General features: G+C 58.8%; 17 protein-coding genes. 7 read left to right on the forward strand and 10 right to left on the reverse strand.

Annotated elements, in window-relative coordinates:
- Window position 1: 1 nt before the first annotated feature.
- The 4 genes from QSJ80_RS05280 to QSJ80_RS05295 all read left to right on the forward strand — a co-directional run bounded on the left by QSJ80_RS05280 (window position 2) and on the right by QSJ80_RS05295 (window position 2,419).
- A complete protein-coding gene (locus tag QSJ80_RS05280; protein ID WP_285763290.1) occupies window positions 2-766 on the forward strand; it encodes an SDR family oxidoreductase in 765 nt (254 codons plus the stop codon).
- 98 nt (window positions 767-864) lie between these two features.
- Entirely contained in the window at window positions 865-1,302 is a 438-nt protein-coding gene (locus QSJ80_RS05285; protein ID WP_285763291.1) for a hypothetical protein, read from the forward strand.
- A gap of 195 nt (window positions 1,303-1,497) precedes the next feature.
- Window positions 1,498-1,875, forward strand: a complete 378-nt coding sequence (locus QSJ80_RS05290; protein WP_285763293.1) for a hypothetical protein — start codon at window positions 1,498-1,500, stop codon at window positions 1,873-1,875.
- Window positions 1,876-2,011: 136 nt separating this feature from the next.
- Complete coding sequence (locus tag QSJ80_RS05295) at window positions 2,012-2,419, forward strand: hypothetical protein (protein WP_285763294.1); 408 nt, start codon at window positions 2,012-2,014, stop codon at window positions 2,417-2,419.
- A 293-nt stretch (window positions 2,420-2,712) separates the two neighbouring features.
- Here the strand turns inward: QSJ80_RS05295 and QSJ80_RS05300 are convergent, their stop codons facing one another.
- The 8 genes from QSJ80_RS05300 to QSJ80_RS05335 all read right to left on the reverse strand — a co-directional run bounded on the left by QSJ80_RS05300 (window position 2,713) and on the right by QSJ80_RS05335 (window position 13,261).
- The gene (locus tag QSJ80_RS05300; protein ID WP_285763296.1) at window positions 2,713-3,792 is read right to left on the reverse strand and encodes a hypothetical protein; all 1,080 of its coding nucleotides are present in this window, start codon (window positions 3,790-3,792) and stop codon (window positions 2,713-2,715) included.
- Window positions 3,767-5,188 carry an MBOAT family O-acyltransferase gene (locus QSJ80_RS05305; protein ID WP_285763297.1) on the reverse strand — a complete coding sequence of 474 codons (1,422 nt, stop codon included), beginning with the start codon at window positions 5,186-5,188 and terminating at the stop codon, window positions 3,767-3,769. The genes QSJ80_RS05300 and QSJ80_RS05305 overlap by 26 nt, the downstream gene beginning before the upstream one ends.
- Window positions 5,189-5,473: 285 nt before the next feature.
- Window positions 5,474-5,971, reverse strand: coding sequence for a hypothetical protein (locus tag QSJ80_RS05310; RefSeq protein WP_285763299.1), 498 nt, complete (start codon window positions 5,969-5,971; stop codon window positions 5,474-5,476).
- Between the two features lie 156 nt (window positions 5,972-6,127).
- Window positions 6,128-8,902 (reverse strand): valine--tRNA ligase, encoded by a 2,775-nt coding sequence (locus tag QSJ80_RS05315; RefSeq protein ID WP_285763301.1) that lies wholly within the window; start codon window positions 8,900-8,902, stop codon window positions 6,128-6,130.
- 108 nt (window positions 8,903-9,010) lie between these two features.
- On the reverse strand, window positions 9,011-10,132 hold the full coding sequence (locus QSJ80_RS05320; RefSeq protein WP_285763302.1) for a hypothetical protein: 1,122 nt from the start codon (window positions 10,130-10,132) through the stop codon (window positions 9,011-9,013).
- A gap of 168 nt (window positions 10,133-10,300) precedes the next feature.
- The gene (gene arsB / locus QSJ80_RS05325) at window positions 10,301-11,320 is read right to left on the reverse strand and encodes an ACR3 family arsenite efflux transporter (protein WP_285763304.1); all 1,020 of its coding nucleotides are present in this window, start codon (window positions 11,318-11,320) and stop codon (window positions 10,301-10,303) included.
- 42 nt (window positions 11,321-11,362) lie between these two features.
- Window positions 11,363-11,776, reverse strand: a complete 414-nt coding sequence (locus QSJ80_RS05330; RefSeq protein ID WP_285763305.1) for a DNA polymerase III subunit chi — start codon at window positions 11,774-11,776, stop codon at window positions 11,363-11,365.
- Window positions 11,777-11,788: 12 nt separating this feature from the next.
- The gene (locus QSJ80_RS05335) at window positions 11,789-13,261 is read right to left on the reverse strand and encodes a leucyl aminopeptidase (RefSeq protein WP_285763307.1); all 1,473 of its coding nucleotides are present in this window, start codon (window positions 13,259-13,261) and stop codon (window positions 11,789-11,791) included.
- A 123-nt stretch (window positions 13,262-13,384) separates the two neighbouring features.
- Here QSJ80_RS05335 and lptF point away from each other — a divergent pair, with 123 nt between their 5' ends.
- A complete protein-coding gene (gene lptF / locus QSJ80_RS05340) occupies window positions 13,385-14,518 on the forward strand; it encodes an LPS export ABC transporter permease LptF (protein ID WP_285763309.1) in 1,134 nt (377 codons plus the stop codon).
- On the forward strand, window positions 14,511-15,572 hold the full coding sequence (gene lptG / locus QSJ80_RS05345; RefSeq protein WP_285763310.1) for an LPS export ABC transporter permease LptG: 1,062 nt from the start codon (window positions 14,511-14,513) through the stop codon (window positions 15,570-15,572). Before lptF ends, lptG begins: the two co-directional genes overlap by 8 nt.
- A 503-nt stretch (window positions 15,573-16,075) precedes the next feature.
- Here lptG and QSJ80_RS05350 read toward each other — a convergent pair.
- Both QSJ80_RS05350 and QSJ80_RS05355 read right to left on the reverse strand, forming a co-directional pair.
- Entirely contained in the window at window positions 16,076-16,555 is a 480-nt protein-coding gene (locus QSJ80_RS05350) for an RDD family protein (RefSeq protein ID WP_285763311.1), read from the reverse strand.
- A 77-nt stretch (window positions 16,556-16,632) separates the two neighbouring features.
- Window positions 16,633-17,169: a hypothetical protein gene (locus tag QSJ80_RS05355; RefSeq protein ID WP_285763312.1), complete on the reverse strand. Its 537-nt coding sequence runs from the start codon at window positions 17,167-17,169 to the stop codon at window positions 16,633-16,635.
- A gap of 528 nt (window positions 17,170-17,697) precedes the next feature.
- Here QSJ80_RS05355 and QSJ80_RS05360 point away from each other — a divergent pair.
- Window positions 17,698-20,406 carry a family 20 glycosylhydrolase gene (locus QSJ80_RS05360; RefSeq protein ID WP_285763313.1) on the forward strand — a complete coding sequence of 903 codons (2,709 nt, stop codon included), beginning with the start codon at window positions 17,698-17,700 and terminating at the stop codon, window positions 20,404-20,406.
- The last annotated feature ends 6 nt before the right edge of the window (window positions 20,407-20,412 follow it).

The raw sequence follows: 20,412 nt of genomic DNA on the forward strand, positions 1-20,412 counted from the left end.
AATGAGTACTGACCTTTTCGATCTTACCGGCAAAGTTGCTTTGGTAACCGGTGCCAGCCGTGGTATCGGCGAGTCCATTGCGCACCTGCTGGCGGAGCAGGGGGCGCATGTCATTGTCTCCAGTCGCAAACTGGAAGGCTGCCAGGCCGTGGCGGATGCCATCAAGGACAAGGGCGGTAAGGCTGAAGCCTTACCCTGCCATATCGGTGATATGGAGCAGATCAGCAGCTGTTTTGCTTCGATTCGGGAGAAGCACGGCAGGCTGGATATCCTGGTGAACAATGCCGCCACCAATCCGTTTTTCGGTAATATCCTGGAAACGGACCTGGGTGCCTTCCAGAAGACGGTGGATGTGAATATCCGCGGTTATTTCTTCATGTCGGTAGAGGGCGGCAAGCTGATGCGCGAGCAGGGTGGTGGCGCGATCGTCAATACCGCTTCCATCAACGGTTTGCAGCCGGGCATCGGTCAGGGCATCTATTCCATTACCAAGGCGGCGGTCATCAATATGACCAAGGCCTTTGCCAAGGAGTGTGCGCAGTACAATATTCGCTGCAATGCGCTGCTGCCGGGGCTGACCAAAACCGCTTTTGCCGGCGCGCTGTTTACCCACGACGAAATCTATAAAACCGCGATTTCCATGATTCCAATGCACCGCCATGCCGAGCCACAGGAAATGGCGGGAACGGTACTGTATCTGGTCTCCGACGCTTCCACCTATACGACAGGCGAATGCATTGTCGTCGACGGCGGCATGACGATCTGATCGAAATTTAACCTGAATGATTCCTCGGATTCATTCAGGTTCGATTCAGTCACGTATGGTTAATCTGCACCTGTAAACAAATGGTGGAGACAAAGCCAATGACAAAGATCCGCAACACTTTCCTCGGTACCGCACTGGCGGGCCTGTTCGCTTTTGCGGGTGCCACTGGCGCTCAGGCAAACGATTATTACTATTCCGGTGAAAGCGGTTACGCAGATAACGGAGATGTCATCGTCGGTACCGTAGTTGGCGCGCTGGTAGGCATGGCGCTGGCGGAACACGACGACCGTGATCGTCACCACAAGCATCGTCATCACCACCACAGGAAGCATCATCGCCAGCGCGTTCGCTACTATGACTGTGATGGCTATCACCGCGGACAAGGCTATGGTCATGCAAAGCATTCACACAAGCGTGACAAGCACCTGCGCAAAGCGGAAAAGCACTACCGCAAGTACCAGAAGGCAATGCGCAAGGCACATCAGGACTACGACAATCACCGCAACCACCGTGGATACGGCTATGGACGCTCATAAGCTGTCATTGACCTGAAATAACTTCCTGCGGCCAGTATTCGCTGGGTTCCCCCCTCCGGTGAATATTGGTCGTTTGTTTGTCCATCTCCCCGGCTGTTTCAGTTCTCACTTTAGCGGGCTCGCTTACTCAAGGCTCGACCACCTGATGGATTCCCATTTAGTATTGGAGGATATTTTTAGTCGTGGTGGTACGAAGTGAAGGACATCAATCAGGTTGTTTCGTTTTTGGTCGGTGCGCTGGTCTGTTATCTACTGGTCTGGGCAGTGGGAGTCGGCTCCGCGGCTTCGATCCCGTCTATTTTGAACAGTTATCAATTCGCCCGGTTTGTCAGCTATGCAGTGCCGGTTTTTCTCTTGTCAGGGATTGGTCTTCTGATCTTCGAGATCGCCCGATCAGTGATGGGATCCAAGTTCAAGGTGCGGTTTCTGGCGCTACTGATTCCGTTTTTCGTCTACCTGGTCTATATCGGTTTTGACGACGGCGCGATCCGTATTGTCTCGTCGCTGCTGATACCGGTGCTGGGTTACCTGGGCATGATGTTCTTCCTGCTGCGCAGGAATATGTCCTGGTGAAATTAATGGGGTCAGATCCAGTGGATCTGACCCCTTAACATCGTCGGGGTCAGAGCGCACGCTCTGACCCCATTCGTTTATAGCCTTAGCGGCTTGCCAGGCAATTTTTACCGGCAGGCTGGTAGCGGCGCGAGACATGATGTATCTCGCAGAGCATCATCCGGACCGGGTTGCCGGCCTGGCATTTATGGATATGCATCTTGTGATGCCTGGCCTCGAAAATCAGGAAGTCAAAGAGCACCTTGAAATCACTTCGCGCGCAGCTACAGACCTCGGAAGCGATGTCTGGGCGATCCTGGGGTCGAGGCATATTTACCGCCCCGGCTTCCTGAGTGATGGAGCCGCGAGATTCGGAATTCCCGCACTCTGGATCACTTCAGAAATCTTTGGCACTCGTAGTATTTATGAAGTCCAGGCAGGAGAAAGTAGCGTTCAGCGTCGTGCGGAATTTGCATGGAAGGACAAGGAGCTGAAGGCCTATTACCAGCAGCTCGCAGCGGACCCGGAGAAACGGCAGCGTATCCATGATCACTTCGCAAGGTAAACCCCAATGCGCAGGTAAAGTCGGCAATGCAGCGCGCTTTTGGAGGCTATCTTGCAGTCTTTGATGAGAGCCAATTTCTAGAGGGCAACAACTTCGTCGAGGTCCGACAGCAGCATACAGCGCCCAAGATGATGCAGTTTTGTGCTGAGGTGAGGGCCGCCGAAGGACAGGCTTCGATCGACTGACGCTTCAGTAATTAGGGCAATTAAAAAAGGCTCGGCGGCATAGCCGGGGAGCCTTTTTTGTTGGTTGTAGCCGTAACATCGGAGGCTGTTGATTGCGTTCTCATCGTTTTACTCCCCAGCGGCTGTTTTTACCTGTGGGATTTTGCCCATCAGGCGCAGCACTTCAGTTGTAAATCGCTCCCGCTCCCCGGACGCGATATGAGAGTACTCCGGTAACTCATACCCCTGAAGGCCTGGGTGATCTTCCCAGTGGAAGCCTTCGCTGCCGGTCTCTGCGAGTAATATTTGCCAGGTGCTTTCGCGTGGATACAGTAATTGCTCAAGCTCCAGAAAACCACCGCTCGCAGGGCTTTGTAAAAAAGTCACTTTTACGCCTCGCTGGTGAAGCGTGTTTACCGCTTTTTGCATCCGCTCTAAAGAATTTTCTATCTTGGAAGTCATGAACTCGACTACGGGAGGGGGTAGCTTTCCATCGCGGGGGAATCGTTGCGCCCAGATACTGCGCGCCAGATCACGATACTCTGGGTCACTTTCTACCCTCCACCACAGGCGGGTATTACGATCTTGATCCATTACGGTCAGGCGACGTACACCCATTCTGATGCTGACTCCATCGCGGTTTGGGAGCGGTTGGCGCTTGATGATCTGGAATAGGGCATAGTCCTTATGGTAGAAGGCCAGGTACGGCTCCAGAAGCTCTGAGAGCCACTGCCCTGCACGGGCTGAGTATGACGTGCGTTTGTAGCCCATAACCGCTTTTCCGCGCGTATCCAGACCGCCAAAGAGGGGAACCGGTGAAACTCCGATCAATAGGTCCCCGGTAAAATCCGGGTCGTTCGCCAGCCCCTCTACCATAGAGACCGGGCTTGTGCCCTCAAGGCCCAGTTGGATCGGCCGCTCTCCAGTCAGTCTTTCCCAAGTGTCGAGGTCGATATTGAACAATACTCGGGAAGATCCGGCTATTACCGGCAGGTGACCATCTCCCTCGTTGATCCGGCGGCGTTCCTTGCTCCAGAGCTCATCGGAATTACGATAGGAAGGCACTGCACCCTCGCTACGCCAGAACATCTCCCAGGCGATAAGTAGCGCGCTGCAAACGCCAATTGCCAATAGCAGGGGGGCTACCAGGGAAGCCTTGGGCAGAATGCGCGTTTGGATACCCTCAGAACTGGAAGTAGATAAAAGCATCACTGCCTCCCTGAGTAATAACAATTAAGAAGAGTGCCACCCCCCAAGCGTTACCCAGTGCAAGTGGCGAAGCTTTTGCCACCAGGTCTTCCAGGCGTCGCTCACGCATAAACCAGTGATAGGTCACTAGCAGAGATACTGTACAGGCCGCCTGAAGCATATAGACGCTGCTCAGTATTTTTTGCCCGTCGGTGGCAAACAGTAGCATGGCCTGTAGTAGCTGGCCGGCCCCTTCAAAGCTCTCCGCGCGGAAGAATACCCAGGCGATGTTCACCAGGGCGAAGGTCAGTAGGCCAAGCATCAGTTGGCCGCTAAAAGTTTGCCATAGCGGCGCGCCACCAAAGCGCGCGCGCAGCCAGCGTTCTGCCACCAGGAAACTACCGTGCAGGGCGCCCCAGGCAACGAATGTCCAGGAGGCGCCGTGCCAGAGGCCGCCAAGCAGCATGGTCAGCATCAGGTTGATCCGTGTCCTTGCTGCACCTTTGCGATTACCGCCGAGGGGGATGTATAGGTAGTCTCGCAGCCAGCTGGACAGGGATATGTGCCAGCGCTTCCAGAAATCGGAAAAGCCGATGGCGGCGTAAGGGTAGCGGAAGTTGTCAGGGAGCGAGAAGCCCAGCGCACAGGCAACGCCGATGGCTATGGTGGTGTAACCGGAAAAATCGGCAAAAATCTGTCCGGCAAATGCCAGTGTGCCGAGCCAGGCGTCCACAGGGTTCAGTAACGCACTGGCCCCGAACACCTTGTCGGACACCGGTGCGAGCAACCCATCCGCAACCACAATCTTCTGGAACAGACCTAACGTAATCAGGAGCAGCCCCCAGTTAAGTGCTTTTTGTGTGGTGCGACGGGGCGTCGCGAACTGCGGTAGCAGCTGGGTCGGCCGTACGATCGGACCCGCGACAAGTTGCGGGAAGAATGTGACAAACAGGGAGAAATCCAGCAGCGATTTACTGGGTTTGCTTCGACGCAGGTAAATGTCGAGCGTATAGGACAGGGTTTGGAAAGTATAAAAAGAGATGCCGACCGGTAGTATGATATTCCAATCCGGCGCTTTGTAGTTGATGCCGAGCATCGCGGCCGCAGAGATAAAGTTTTCAAGCAGAAATTGGCCGTACTTGAAAAACGCCAATACCCCTAGGTTGACCCCCAGGCTTATCGCCAGCAACAGGCGCCGGCCGGCGACATTGTCTGTTTGGTAAAGCCGCTTGGCTACGCTCCAGTCTACGACTGTGGACAGCCACAAGAGCAGCACGAATGGCGGGTTCCATGCCGCATAAAATAGATAGCTGGCAATCAGCAGTTGAACTTTCTTTGTTCGCCAGGATACGGGGAGGTTATGCAGTATCAGAACGACTGCAAAAAACACGATAAACGTGAGGGAGTTGAAGAGCATATCCGTGCTCCTGTTATTAGTATTTTATAGTGCCGGGACTCTTTCTTCCGGGTTGTCAATTGCAATCGTAAATCTTTGCATGCGCGACGGCGGGATGTCTAGTGTACCTAGCTTGCGGTGTAATGGGCTGTAATAGATTGTGAGGGATTCCGGGAATTCATGGGGTCAGAGCGAGAGCTCTGACCCCAAATATGTTGAGGGGTCAGATCCGTTGGATCTGACCCCATTTGTCCGATTGAATCTGTAATTTAGGGGGCAGAGCTGAGGCTCTGACCCCGCACGTTACTAGCGGCTTGCCACGCTGTTTTGATTGGCAGCGTGCAGTGCCGCCAGATTGTCAAACCAGACGATGTCCTGTGCGGCCACTTCGGTGCCTGCCAGATCCGACAGTGTCATAGTCACCTGTTGCATATCTTCCGCACCGGGGGCGAGCAGATTCATCGGCATCTTGTGCCAGACCTGGCCGTACTCATCCATTACGGTATCGACCTCTTCCTGGTCAACTGCGCTCAGGTGACGCTCAATGGCAGAGGTTCCACCCGGCGGCAGGTAGATGGTGCCATTGGTGATGTCCACGGCAAAAGCGACCACGCCCGGAAGTACGCCGAACAGCAGGGCAGCGCCATCGAGCAGAATTACGACCGGGTCGAGGCGGCCGCCCTGTTGTCCTTTACGTTCGGGGTAGAGAACGTAGCCACAGGCGGACAGGTTTACCAGCATGGCCAGCAGGCAGCTGGCGGCAGTGATGCGCTTGAGGGCGTGTTGTTTATTGTTGGCTTGCATGGTGGATTCTCAGTTATTAATAGATGGGGTCAGAGCTCTCGCTCTGACCCCGGAAATCGGAAAGGGTCAGAGCTTTGGCTCTGACCCCACAAGTCAAAGGCGGCTAACTTATGGGGGCAGAGCATTCGCTCTGACCCCATGTGTCGCACCGTCCGATCAAAGGTCTTTGATGGTCTCCAGCTGCTGCTGGTAGCGCGCCAGCGCAGACTGCATGTCGGCCAGTTTGGCTTTCTCCTTCGCCACCACTTCTTCCGGTGCCTTGTCGACGAACTTCGGGTTGTTAAGTTTGCCTTCTACGCGGGCCAGGTCCTTGCCCAGTTTCTCAATTTCCTTGTTCAGGCGCGCGCTTTCCGCTGCGACATCGATCAGACCGGCCATGGGCACCAGGATTTCCATCTCACCCACCAGCGCGGTGGCGGAAGCCGGGGCCTCGTCGCCGGCATTCAGCCAGGTGATTTCCTCGATGCTTGCGAGCTTGGTCAGCAGGCTGCGGGTATCGTCCAGTAGCGCCTTGTCCTGCTCTGAACCGTTGCGGATAAACAGCGGCAGCTTTTTCGCCGGGGAGATGTTCATCTCACCGCGGATGTTGCGCACACCCTCGATGGCGCCCTTGAGCCATTCGATCGCCGCTTCTGCGTCGGCGTCGATCTTGCTGTCGTCTGCCAGCGGGAAGCTGGCCAGCATGATCGAATCTCCGCTTGCACCGGCGAGGTCCTTGACCTTCTGCCAGATTTCCTCGGTGATGTACGGCATCAGCGGGTGGGCCAGGCGCAGGGTTGTTTCCAGTACGCGGATCAGTGTACGGCGGGTGCCTTTCTTGAGCGCGTCGGAGGCGTTGTCGTCCCACAGTACCGGCTTTGAAAGCTCCAGGTACCAGCTGCAGTACTCGTGCCAGATAAAGTCGTACAACGCTTGTGAGGCGTGGTCGAAACGGTAGTTGTCGATACCTTCCTGCACGGCTTTCTCGGCCTGCTGCAGGCGCGAGATGATCCAGCGGTCCGCGAGGCTCAGTTCGTAATCGCTGGAACCGTCCTGGCCGCAGTCGTGGCCCTCACAGTTCTGCAGTACGTAACGCGAGGCATTCCAGATCTTGTTACAGAAATTGCGGAAGCCCTCGATGCGGCCCACATCGAACTTGATATCGCGGCCGGTGGAGGCCAGCGAGTAGTAGGTGTAGCGCAGCGCATCGGTACCGTAACCGGCGATGCCATCCGCAAATTCCTTGCGGGTCTGCTTCTCGATCTTCTGCTTCAGCTGCGGTACCTGCATGCCGCTGGTGCGCTTGGCTACCAGTGTCTCCAGGTCGATACCGTCGATCAGGTCGATCGGGTCCAGTACATTGCCCTTGGACTTGGACATCTTCTGGCCCTGGCTGTCGCGCACCAGGCCATGCACATACACGGTGTGGAACGGGATTTCCTTCTTGAAGTGCAGGGTCAGCATCATCATGCGCGCAACCCAGAAGAAGATGATGTCGAACCCGGTAACCAGCACGTCGGTCGGGTGGAAGGTCTTCAGCTCTTCCGTTTCCTCGGGCCAGCCGAGGGTGCCGAAGGTCCACAGGCCGGAGGAGAACCAGGTGTCGAGCACGTCCTCGTCCTGGCGCAGCACTGCGTCGTCGCTCAGGTGGTATTTCTCGCGCGCTTCTTCTTCAGTGCGCGCTACGTAGACGTTGTCGTCCTGGTCGTACCACGCCGGGATGCGGTGGCCCCACCACAGCTGGCGGGAGATACACCAGTCCTGGATGTCGCGCATCCAGGAGAAGTACATGTTCTCGTAATTCTGCGGCACAAACTTGACGCGGCCGTCTTCCACCGCGGCGATGGCTTCCTGTGCCAGCGGCTGGGTCTTCACATACCACTGGTCGGTGAGCCACGGCTCGATCACCACACCGGAACGGTCGCCGCGCGGCACCTTCAGTTTGTGGTCGTCGATCCTCTCCAGCAGGCCGGCCGCTTCCAGGTCAGCAACCACTTGCTTGCGCGCCGCGAAGCGCTCCATGCCGCGATAGGCTTCCGGCACGTTGTTGTTCAGGTTGGCGTCGGCATCGAGGATGTTGATCATCTCGAGGTCGTGGCGCTGGCCCATCTCGTAGTCGTTGAAGTCGTGCGCCGGGGTGATCTTCACGCAGCCGGTACCGAATTCCATGTCGACATAGTCGTCGCCAATAATCGGGATATGGCGGCCCACCAGCGGCAGGGTGATGGTCTTGCCGATCAGGTGCTTATAGCGCTCGTCTTCCGGGTGCACCGCCACTGCAGTATCACCGAGCATGGTTTCCGGGCGGGTGGTGGCGACCACCAGATGGCCGGAACCGTCGGTGAGCGGGTAGCGGAAGTGCCACAGGTTGCCGTTTTCTTCCTCGCTCAGAACTTCGAGGTCGGAAATGGCGGTGTGCAGTTTCGGGTCCCAGTTCACCAGGCGCTTGCCGCGGTATATGAGGCCGTCTTCGTACAGGCGGATGAACACTTCCTGCACCGCCTTGTAGAAGCCCTCGTCCATGGTGAAGCGCTCGCGCGACCAGTCCGGGCTGGCGCCCAGGCGACGCAGCTGCTGGGTGATGTTTCCGCCGGACTCTTCCTTCCACTCCCACACTTTCTCGATGAACTTGTCGCGGCCGAGTTCGTGGCGGGTCTTGCCCTCTGCGGCCAGCAGGCGTTCCACCACCATCTGGGTGGCGATGCCGGCGTGGTCGGTACCTACCTGCCACAGGGTGTTCTTGCCGAGCATGCGGTTATAGCGGATCAGGGCGTCCATGATGGATTCCTGGAAGCCGTGGCCCATATGCAGGCTGCCGGTGACATTGGGCGGCGGGATCATGATGCAGTAAGGGTCGGCATCGGTGTCCCCGGAAGGCTTGAAGTAGCCGTTCTCTTCCCAGGTCTTGTACCAGTTCTGTTCGATAGCCTGCGGCTGGTAGGTCTTGTCCATGTTTAACGCGAATTCTGTCGGGCGGCGGGGCAGGGTGCCGCGCCGCGAGTGATAGGGATTAAAGGTGCCGGATTATAGCGCCTGCGGGGGTGTGATTGAAGGAAGCGCTCAGGCTTCCAGGTCGTCCAGCATCTTCTCGATGCGGGCGCGCAGCTCGCGCTCCAGTTTAGGCAGTTCCCTGGCGACCAGTTGGTCCACCAGTGCCTGGCGGTCGATACGCGCGGCCGGGGTGTCATTGGCCTCTTCGGCTACAGGGGCTTCAGGGGCTGTAGCGAATTCAACAGCCTTGCCGGTGTCGGCGGGTTCTGCCTCCGGCTGCGGGGGCTCTGCCGGTGTCTCGATTACCGGTATTTCAGCGGCAGTACTATCCAGAACCGAGATTTCCGGCATGTTTTCGCCGCTATCAACCTGTTCGGTACCAGCCATTTCCTCGGTGTATGCCTGCTCAATGGTGGCCATCTCGGCGTCGAGGGCCTGAGCCTCAGCCGCGATGTCTGCTTCGTCGGTCAGGTCTTCTTCAATGGACCAGGCCTCGCTTGAGTCCGCGTCTGCTTCCTCTGGCGCTGTGCCGGGCGTCAGGGCATCGACCAGGTCCATGGATTCGATCAGGGGCGCTTCCGCCTCAACTTTCGCCTCTGCTTGCCTTTCGATCTTCGTTTCGGCCTCAGTCTCAACCTGCGCTTCAATGCCCGGCGCGGGGCTGTTCATCTGCAGCGGATCGTTTTCGGGCAGGGCGTCTTCACTATCAGCCGCTTTTTCTACGGGCTCAGGCGTCGACGGGACGGGCTCAGATACCGACGGGCGGGGAACCTGGCCGCCGGTAAGGCGCGCGCGGATATGTGCCGGCAGGAACGGGTTCTCGCTGGTGGCAATGCGCGCCGCCGGGCTGACTTCGGGTTCGTCAAACAGGCCGGGCTGCTCGTCGTGGGTGCCGACCGGGTTGGCCGTGGTCTGGTCGACCGGGGTCAGTTCCGGGATCAGTTCGATTTCGTCGGATGCGTCGATCTGCTCCTGAATCGAAGCCAGCAGGTCCGGGAATTCCGCTGCGCGCTGGGCCAGGGCTTCCTCATCTGTGCTGCTCGGCGCCGGCGCTGCGACCTGGTCCAGGATCGGGATATCCAGAATGGAGTCTTCATCATCCAGCAGCGAGCGGATTTCCGTCAGGTCGCGCAGGAATTCATCGGAGCTGCTATCGGCTTCTGCCTGCGTCTCTTGCGGGCGCTTGTCCATTGGTTGGATCCTACTGTCTGAACCGGTCTTGAAACGGTAAGGCGTTGTTTTTGTTTGAATTTATCGCATGCGCCGGTGTAACGCACGGCTTGGGGAATTGTATGGGATTGGTTTGCGTATCGTCCAGTTGCTGCCAGCAAGGCTGGTCAAATTTTATACGCAGGTCTGCTACTGGCCGAACCAGTGGCGGGTACGGTTGGCAAATGCAACCAGTGACAGCATGACCGGTACCTCCACCAGTACCCCCACAACGGTGGCGAGGGCGGCGCCGGATTGCAGCCCGAACAGGGAGATGGCCACAGCCACGGCAAGCTCGAAAAAGTTCGATGTACTGATCATGCACGCGGGGGCAGCGATATTGTGGGGAAGCTTCAGGGCCCTGGCGGAGGCGTATGCAAGGGCGAAAATGCCGTAGGTCTGGATCAGCAGCGGGATGGCGATAAGGACGATGGCCTGCGGTTTGGCCAATATGGTCTCCGCCTGGAAACCGAACAGCAGCACCACGGTGGCAAGCAGGCCCGCGACAGAAATGGGCTTTAGGCTGTGTACAAACTCGTTTACCCGGGTGTGGTCCGCGTCTTTGTCCAGTGCCTTGCGGGTCAGTATGCCGGCCACCAGCGGGATCACCACATACAGCACCACAGACAGCAACAGGGTGTCCCAAGGCACCACCACGTCACTGACGCCGAGCAGGAATGCGGCGATGGGGGCGAACGCGACGATCATGATGAGATCGTTTACCGACACCTGAACCAGTGTGTAGTTTGCATCGCCATCGGTCAGGTGGCTCCACACAAACACCATGGCGGTACATGGCGCCACGCCTAGCAGGATCATGCCGGCGATGTATTCGGTCGCGGTCTGTGGATCCACCAGGTCTGCGAATATGACCCGGAAGAAAAGCCAGCCGAGGGCAGCCATGGTGAAGGGCTTCACCAGCCAGTTGATGGCAAGCGTCAGGAAAAGTCCTTTGGGTTTTTTGCCGACGTCTTTGATGGAGGAAAAGTCCACCTGCACCATCATCGGGTAGATCATCACCCAGATAAACAGCGCTACCGGGATATTGACCTGGGCCACTTCCAGAGAGGCAAACCACTGGAACAGTTCGGGAAACCAGTGTCCCAGAGCGACACCAGCGGCGATGCAGAGTGCGACCCAGAGTGAGAGATAGCGTTCAAAGAGGCCCATGTCTTGCCATTCCCTGGCGCCGCCTGTTGCAGTGCGGCGGGTTTAGAGTTTGTGCGACTCGACCGGATATCCGCGATCACGGAAGTGGCCAAAGCGCTTGCGTGAGCGCTCCAGTACCTCGGGATCCTGGGTGACGATCTCGCTCATGCGGTTGAACTGGCTGAACCAGCCGGGGATACGGCTGCGCAGGTTGATCAGCAGGCCGGCGTGGTAATCGGGATGATTTTCCGTGCTGACCGCCACAGGCACGCCGTTGCCGGCTGGCCCGTGGGGCAGGAAGCTGTCTTCGCGGAAGGTCCACAGCAGCTGGTCCAGGCGCTGGGCCTGGGCCTGGTCGTCGACGGCGATCAGCACCGGCAGGTTGCCGCGCCAGGCCTTTTCGGCGAGGCGGCAGGCGAAGGATTCCGCATCTGCCGCCTGGTCGCTTTTCAGGATGTAGAAGTCAATCTTGGTCATTCAGCTGCTGGTTCATGCATTGTCCAGCAGGTATTGGACCAACAGAGGCACCGGACGTCCAGTCGCACCCTTGGCGGCACCGGAATTCCAGGCGCTGCCGGCGATATCCAGGTGCGCCCAGCGGTAGTCCTCGGCAAACCGTGCCAGGAAGCAGGCCGCGGTTACGGAGCCGGCATCGCGGCCGCCGATGTTCTGCATATCGGCGAAGTTGGAATCCAGCTGCGGCTGGTAGTCGTCCCACAGCGGCATGCGCCAGGCGCGGTCGCCCGTGGTTTCGCCGGCGGCGATCAGCTCCTCGGCCAGGCCGTCCTGGTTGGCGTAAAGGCCGGTGGCGTGGTGGCCGAGGGCGATCACACAGGCACCGGTAAGGGTGGCGATGTCGATCACGGCCTTGGGCTTGAACTTGGCTGCATAGGTGAGGGCGTCGCACAGTACCAGACGGCCTTCGGCGTCGGTATTCAGGATCTCGATGGTTTTGCCGGCCATGGAGGTGACAATATCGCCCGGCTTGGAGGCGCCGCCGCTCGGCATGTTTTCCGCCGCAGCGATGATGGCGACCACGTTGATCTTGGGCTGCAGCTCCACCAGTGCGTTCATGGTGCCCATGACGCTGGCCGCGCCGCCCATATCGAATTTCATCTCGTCCATACCGGCGCCCGGCTTGAGGCTGATGCCGCCGGTATCGAAGGTGATGCCCTTGCCGACCAGTACAACCGGTTTGGCGCCTTTCTTGCCACCGTTGTACTCGATGGTGATCATCTGGCCTTCCTGGTCGCTACCCTTGGAGACGCTCAGGAAAGAGCCCATACCCAGCTCGGCCATTTTCTTTTCGCCAATGGCGCTGGCCTTGACCTTTGGATCCTTCTTGGCGAGCTCCTTGGCCTGTTTTGTCAGGTACATGGGTGTACAGATATTGCCCGGCAGGTTGGCGAGGTGGCGCGCCACATTGGTGCCGTGGGCAATGCCGTCACCCAGTTTGCAGCCCGCCTGAACGGCTTTCTGTGCTTTTTTGTCGGCCGCGTGCACGGTCAGCTTGGCGAGGGGGTTGCCGGCTTGCTTGCCGCTTTTGCACTCGGTGAATTTGTATACGGCGCGCCCTGCGGCCAGAGCGATCTGGCTGGCCTGCCAGCTGGCATCGCAGTCTTCCACGCTGACCTCGGCGAGGTAGCTGGTGGCGTCTTTATAGCCTTTGATCGCATTCGCGCTCGCCAGAGCCATTTTGCGGAAGTCTGCTGCGCTGGTTTTTCCGGTGCCGCGCACAAGCAGCAGGCGATCGGCGGCTATGCCATCGATATGCGGTACCGCCAGGGTACTGCCTACACTTTTGCCAAGGTCGCCGCGCTTCAGGAGCTTGCCGAGCAAGCCACCGGCGGCCTTGTCTGCGGCTTTGCCGCTTTCAGTTAGCTGGTTCTTGGCGTCGACAGCAAGGACAACGCAAGCGGATTTTTGTTTGAGGATATCGGTGACTTTGGCAGATGACTGCATGACGGTACCTGAATCAAGACAAGCTAATAGGAATTGGCGATAATGCGCGGGATCCGGAATCGCTGCAAGGCAGTGTAGCGAATTCAGCCGGGCAAATTCGCAAATCAGGGACCCAACAACGCGGTGATTATTTTTCGATATCTGACCAAGAGCCTGTTTTCTGCCACCGTGGCAGTGAGCCTGGTCCTGTTGTTGATGGTGATGAGCGTGCGCTTCGTGAAATATCTCGCGGAGGCAGCAGCGGGGGATCTCTCTGCCGGTATTCTTTTCTCCCTGATGGGGTATCGCATTCCCGGGTTCCTGGAGCTGGTACTGCCGCTCGGCTTTTTCGTCGGCATTCTGATGGCCTACGGCCAGCTGTACGTGGAAAGTGAAATGACGGTGCTGCACGCCTGTGGCTTCAGTGAGCGGCAGTTACTCGCGTATACCATGATTCCGGCACTTTGCCTGGCGGCCTTCGTAGGCGCCATGAGCCTCTATTTCACCCCGGTTGGGGCTGCGCGCAGTGACTCGCTGCTGACTGCGGAAAAAACGCGCAACGAATTCGATTACCTGGTGCCCAAGAAATTCATCCAGACCCAGGGCGATCAGGCGGTGTATTACGCAGGCTCCCTGAACGAGGAGCGTTCGGAGATGCAGGATGTCTTCCTGGCCGAGCTGCGTGGCGCCGAGGATGTGGATGAGATGCATACCGGCCTGCAGGTGGTGACCACGGCCGCAACCGGTGAGCAGCGCATCGATCCCGATACAGGTCTGCGTTACCTGGTGCTTGAGGACGGCTATCGCTATGAGGGCGTGCCCGGCGCCCGGGATTACCGGGTAATGAAATTCGACAGCTATGAAGTACTGCTGGATGTGCCCCGCATCCGTACCAGCCGCAGCCGCGAGCTGGATGCGACACCGACCACGAGGCTGATGAAGTCGGACGACATCGCCGCCAAGGCAACACTGCACTGGCGCCTGAGCCTGCCGGTGCTGGTGATCGTGGTGGCGATGCTGGCGGTGCCGCTCAGTCGCACGAACCCGCGCCAGGGCCGCTATGCCAAGATGATCCCGGCGGTACTGGTGTATTTCATTTACCTGACCCTGCTGCAGGCCGTGAGGAGCGCGGTTGAGGATGGCAGGGTGGAAACGCCTGCAGCCATCTGGTTAGTGCATGTGCCCTTTATTATCGCGGCCCTGGTGCTGCTACAGGGCAATAAGCTGGGGCGCCCGCGCAAGAAGGCGCCTGTCGCCGATGGAGGTGCCCATGCATAAGCTGGATGGGTATATCGGGCGCACGGTTGCGGCTTCAGTGATCGGCGTCCTGCTGGTATTCCTTGGCCTGATGGTGATTGCGGCGCTGATCGATGAGAAGGAATCGGTGTCTGGCGACTACACCATGGGTAAGGCTGTGGTTTACGTACTCTGGACCCTGCCTGCGCGTATCAATGAGCTGCTGCCGATGGCAGCGCTGGTGGGTTGCATGGTCGGCCTCGGCAGTCTTGCCAGCACCAGCGAGCTGACCATCATGCGCGCGGCGGGCATATCAATTGGGCGCCTGGCGTGGTCCGTACTCAAGCCCCTGTTGCTGTTTATCATCCTCGGGGCGGCGCTCAGCGAATTCGTGATTCCGCATACCAACCAGCAGGCGGAGAGTCGCAAGGCGCACCTGCTCGGGGAGCTGGAGGCGGAGGGTCTGGAGAAGGGACTGTGGCTCAGGGACGGCGAGGAGTTTGTCCATTTCAACGCGGCGCTGCCCGGCGGCACCCTGTTTGGTATTACCCGTTACGCCTTTGATGAAAACCGGCAGTTGAAACAGGTGGCGTTCTCCGAGCGTGGCTCCTTCCACAAGGAGGGCTGGCAGCTGGAGAACACCCGGATTTCACGCATGAGCGCGGATGCTGTCACGAATGATGTCAGCTTCCGGGAGAACTGGGAGACGGAGGTGACCCCGAACCTGTTCGCGCTGATCGCGCCGCACCCGGGCGACCTGTCCATGTCCAATCTCTGGTCTTACGCTAACTTCCTTGAAAAGAAGGAAGACGATGCGAGCCGCTACTGGCTGGAATTCTGGAAAAAGGCGCTGCAACCGCTGGCGATTGCGAGCCTGGTGCTGGTGGCGATTTCCTTTGTGTTCGGCCCCTTGCGGGAAGTCACCATGGGCCTGCGGGTCTTCACTGGTGTGATCGTGGGGATCATTTTCCAGACCACGCAAAATATGCTCGGCCCGTCTTCGCTGGTATTCGGTTTCTCGCCGCTGATTGCCGTGCTGGTACCCATCCTGCTCTGTTTTGGCCTCGGATGGGCGCTGCTGCGCCGGGCCCGCTAGCCATTGGTATTTCAGGCGCCCGGTAATCCCTTTCAAAACTGCCTGACGGCTGCTTTCTTAACCGGGGCAGCCTTTCGGCAAATGTTTTGAAAGGGGTTCCCCGCCGGCTTGCATTCTGGCTGCGTCCGCCACCCGGTAATCCCATTCAAAACTGCCTGTCGGCTGCTTTCTTATCCGGGGCAGCCTTACGGCAAATGTTTTGAATGGGATTCCCGGCCGCCTTGGAGTCCGGCTTCGGGCGCCACCCGGTAACCCCATTCAAAACTGCCTGTCGGCTGCTTTCTTATTCGGGGCAGCCTTACGGCAATTGTTTTGAATGGGATTCCCGGCCGGCTATGACATGCCCCTCTGTGACAGGGTTTTTAAATTGCCAGAGGGGAAGCGGGCTAGGGGGAGCCGGTTTCAAAACAATTGCCGAAAGGCTGCTCTGTCAAAACAGTAGCCGTCAGGCAGTTTTGACACCGGCTACCGCTGGGCCGCGTGGGATCAGGGCTGGGCCCGAATCAGCTCTTTTTCTTCTTCGGTAGTACCCGCATCTCGGAGCCCGAGGCCAGGTCATGCCAGCTGGCACCGTTCTTGTCGATCCATCCCCAGAAAAAGCCGAGGCCAGCGGCGACCAGAGAAATGGGCCCCACCAGGCAGCGCTTGAAGCACTGCGGGTAGCTGAGCTGGGTCCCATCATGGTTGGCCAGCAGCAGGCGCCATGCGCGCATGCCGACCGTCTGGCCCGCGCCGCGCCATGAATAGATGTAGTAGGCGGCAATCACACCGAGGATGCCCAGCTGGTACAGCGGGCCACCCACGCAGGGCGAGTAGTCCAGCTCATCCGGCTTGCAGTCCAGGCCAGTGACCGCGCCGGCCAGCATCATGAAGGCAAAGCCGTACACCATGATCAGGCCAGCCAGGATCAGGACATCGTAGCCCAGGGCTGCGAGGCGTTGGGGCACGCTGGCGATGGGAAGGTCGGAAAATTCCTTGGGCACGTGAAAACCGCCGCTTGGTTACTGATTGAGTGGCGGCGATAGTAGCAAAACTGCAGTGTGAATTTAACGCCGGCGGTTTAGAACTCGAGTTCGAAGGAGAAGTTCAGCTTGTCGCCGGAGAGGCGCACGTCGTACTCAAGCGCGCCGGTCTGCTCGAACTGCATCTTGCCGCCCTTGCTCGGCAACAGTCCGTGCTTGTTCTGCTGCTCCTTTTGCTCCCAGTAGGTGCGCCAGCCCATCTTCAGGATCTGGTTGACGGCCTTGCCGCCGGTGACCGGGCGCTTGCGCTTGGGCAGGCCGTAGCGCTCCTCGTTTACACTGAGTTCGGAGTGCATCTGTAGCCATTGATAATTGAGCTGGCGCTGGGTGCCGCTCATGGCGTTGCTGCGCAGGTTCTGGACGGCCTCCTCGAGGTCCTTGTTGTCCATTCCGAACGCGCTGTCGGAGAAATGCAGTGGCATCGAGTTCTGGTGCCGCTTGAGCGAGTTGCTCTCCGGGATAAAGAGCTCGTCGGCCTGGCAGGGCGCCGATGTGTAAATCAGCGCCAGCGCCATCGCACCCATGGCCGGGATTACTCGGAACGCAAAGCTGCAAGACTTTCCGGCGATTTCCATGGTGCGTAATTCCTCTCGGATCTTGGGCGCCAACCGCTGTGCCCGTCGAAACTTATTATGGCTCAGCCTTCGGCGGCAGGTGTAGACCGGGTTCACGTCGCCGCGTTCGACAAAATGACTAATTTGATGCCTCTGTTCGAACCCTGATTTGGCCAAAAAATGCGCGCCGGGCTGTAGCCAAGCGCTGGTGCGGCCTTGGGCGAATTTGCACGCCTGTCTCTGTGTGTCCGGGGTCGTTATCCGTTGTATTTTTTAGACCTACAAAATATATGGAAATTCCTTCTTATGCGAAAAAAATCTGGTTGAATTTGAGGACACCACCCTAGCGACCCGCCGGCTGACGTGGTTTTGCGCAGTGTCGGGCATTAGCCGTCAGCGAGCGGTGAGCCCGGCCTGGCGCCTCACGGCAGGCTTCTGTAAGGGGGATCCTGAGGTCGGTTTGACAACGCTGTCATTCGGCGCGAAACTGCTGCTCACACAACGATCGCGAAGTAACCAACGCACAACAATAAAACGTTCGGGGACACAATGTTTAGGGAAAGCAATTTTCGACGCATGGGTATTGCGGCGCTGGCAGCGGCGCTGCTGGCTGCCGGCTGTGGTGACAGGGAGGCCAGTCGCCCGCAGGCTGCCGACACTGGTACGGATGTGGCTGCGCGCATAGCCGCAGAATTCGGGGTGCAGCAGGCCGTGCGCATCAACTTCCAGGCGGCCACGCCTGAGATGCGCGCGCAATGCAAGAAGGCCGGTGGCTCCGGTGCCGTGTGTTTCACTTATGAGATCCGCCTGGACAACCCCGGAGCAGCCATCGGCGCAGACCAGCGTGACTGGGCCATTTATTTCCACAGTATTCGTCGTACCTTTGCGGTCCTGAACAACCCGGGCTTTGACGTCACCAATATCAATGGCGACCTCTACCGCCTTTCCCCAAATGCCAGTTTTGAGGGCATTCCCGAAGGGGAGCTGGTGCTGGAGATGCTGGGCGAGAACTGGATGCAGTTCGAGTCCGATTTCATGCCGCGCTTCTTTGTGGTTGGCGCGGATGGCGAGGCGCATGTGATTGCCTCCACCGATACCGACGATATCGATCAGCTGATCCTGCCGATTACCCATTACGACCCGCAGAACTGGATGCGCACCGGGGCTGATGAAAACATTCTGGCTACGGCCGAGAGCCGCTTTGAGCGCTATGCACAGGTCGCGCCGGCTGCAGCAGACAGCACTGCGCGCCTGATTCCGCAGGCCTGGCGCCAGCAACAGCTGGCCGATGCGCCAGTCGATGTGGCAGGCGGCATTACCTTACAGGTATCCGGTCTGCCGCAAGCTGCGACCCAGGCGATCGAGGCGCGCCTGAATCTGCTGGGGCTCGCGGGCGATGCCTACCCGATTACTATCAAGGTCGCACCGGAAGAGCTGCCCGATGCCGCCCAGCGCAGCGGTGGTTATGAGCTGGTAACCGGTGCGGACGGCGCCCAAGCGGTGGCTTTTGATGAGGCTGGCGCTTTCTACGCAGCGCAGTCCCTGATCGGCCTGCTCGATGCGCAGGGCAAGGCACTACCGCAGGTGGAGATCGTCGACTTTCCGCGCTTTGACTATCGCGGTTTCAATATCGACCTGGGTCGTAATTTCCACACCAAAACCATGCTGCTCAAACTGATTGACCAGATGGCGGCCTACAAGCTCAATAAGCTGCACCTGCACCTGTCAGACGATGAGGGCTGGCGCATTGAGATTCCGGGCCTGCCGGAGCTGACGGAAGTGGGCAGCAAGCGTTGCTTCGATCTGGAGGAAAACCGTTGCCTCCTGCCGCAGCTGGGTTCCGGGCCGGACAGTAACAACAATGGCAGTGGTTTCTTGAGTACTGACGATTATCGCGAGCTGGTGGCCTATGCCGATGCGCGCTTTATCCAGGTGATTCCTGAAATCGACATGCCCGCACATGCGCGCGCGGCGGTGGTTTCCATGGAGGCGCGCTACCGCAAGCTGCTGGAGCAAGACCGGGCTGCGGCCGAGGAATTCCGCCTGATCGACCCGCAGGATACGACCCGCTTCCGTTCCGTGCAGTTCTATACAGACAGTTACCTGAACCCCTGTATTGCCTCCTCCTACCGCTTCGTGGACAAGGTGATCAGCGAAATCCAGTCCATGCACGAGCAGGCGGGGCAGCCGCTGCAGGCGTGGCATTTTGGCGGCGATGAAGCAGTCAATATCTATGCCAGCGCGTCGTTCGAGGATGCGCCGGGCGAGGATCCTAACAAGGGTGATATCGATGCGTCTTACCGCAAGCAGCCGTGGAGTGAGTCACCGGCCTGCCAGAAGATGATCGATGCCGGCGATATCGCATCCACCGATGACCTGCCACGTCATTTCGCCCAGCGTGTGAGCGAGCTGGTGGCTGCCCGGGGTATCGACACCATGATGGCCTGGCACGATGGCCTGAAGCGGGTGGAGTCGCCAGAGGCCGAGCTGGCTACGCCAAACAATCTGGTTAATGCCTGGGCGCCGCTGATGTGGGGCGGTGGTGAGGAGGGCCTGCATATGGCGGAGAAGGGCTTCTCCATGGTGCAGTCTCACAGCGACTTCCTCTACTTCGATATGCCCTACGAGGTAGACCCGAAAGAGAGCGGTTATTACTGGGCCGCGCGCTATACGGATACCCGCAAGACGTTCAGCTATGCACCGCTGAACACGCCGCAGATGGCGGAAGTGTCACGCAATCGCGACGGCGGGACCTGGCAGGCGAACAGCGACCAGCCAGCAGCTGCGATCGAGAAAATCGTTGGCATGCAGGGGCAGCTGTGGAGCGAAGTGGTGCGCACCGATGCCCGCGCGGAGTATATGGTATTCCCGCGTCTGCTGGCGCTGGCGGAGCGTGCCTGGCACCGGGCGCCGTGGGAGCTGGACTATGTGCAGGGCCGCAGCTTCAGCGCGTCCACGGAGTTCGTGGACAGGGCTGCGCTGGAGAAAGACTGGCAGTCGTTTGCCAGCGCTCTGGCTAAACGTGAGCTCTACAAGCTCGATCTGGCCGGAGTCGCCTACCGCGTGCCGGTACCGGGCGCGCGCATCGAGGATGGCGCGGTCAGGATCAACGCCCCGTGGCCGGGCCTGCGCCTGCAGTACCTGAATGGCGACGGCAACTGGCACGACTACTCGAGCGATAACCCGCCGCAAACCGCCCAGGCTGTCCGTGCATTAAGTGCAGATGGCGATCGCGCCGGTCGCGATATTCCCCTGTAAGGGCAT

Source organism: Biformimicrobium ophioploci, from assembly GCF_030270605.1.
GTDB classification, from domain to species: domain Bacteria; phylum Pseudomonadota; class Gammaproteobacteria; order Pseudomonadales; family Cellvibrionaceae; genus Biformimicrobium; species Biformimicrobium ophioploci.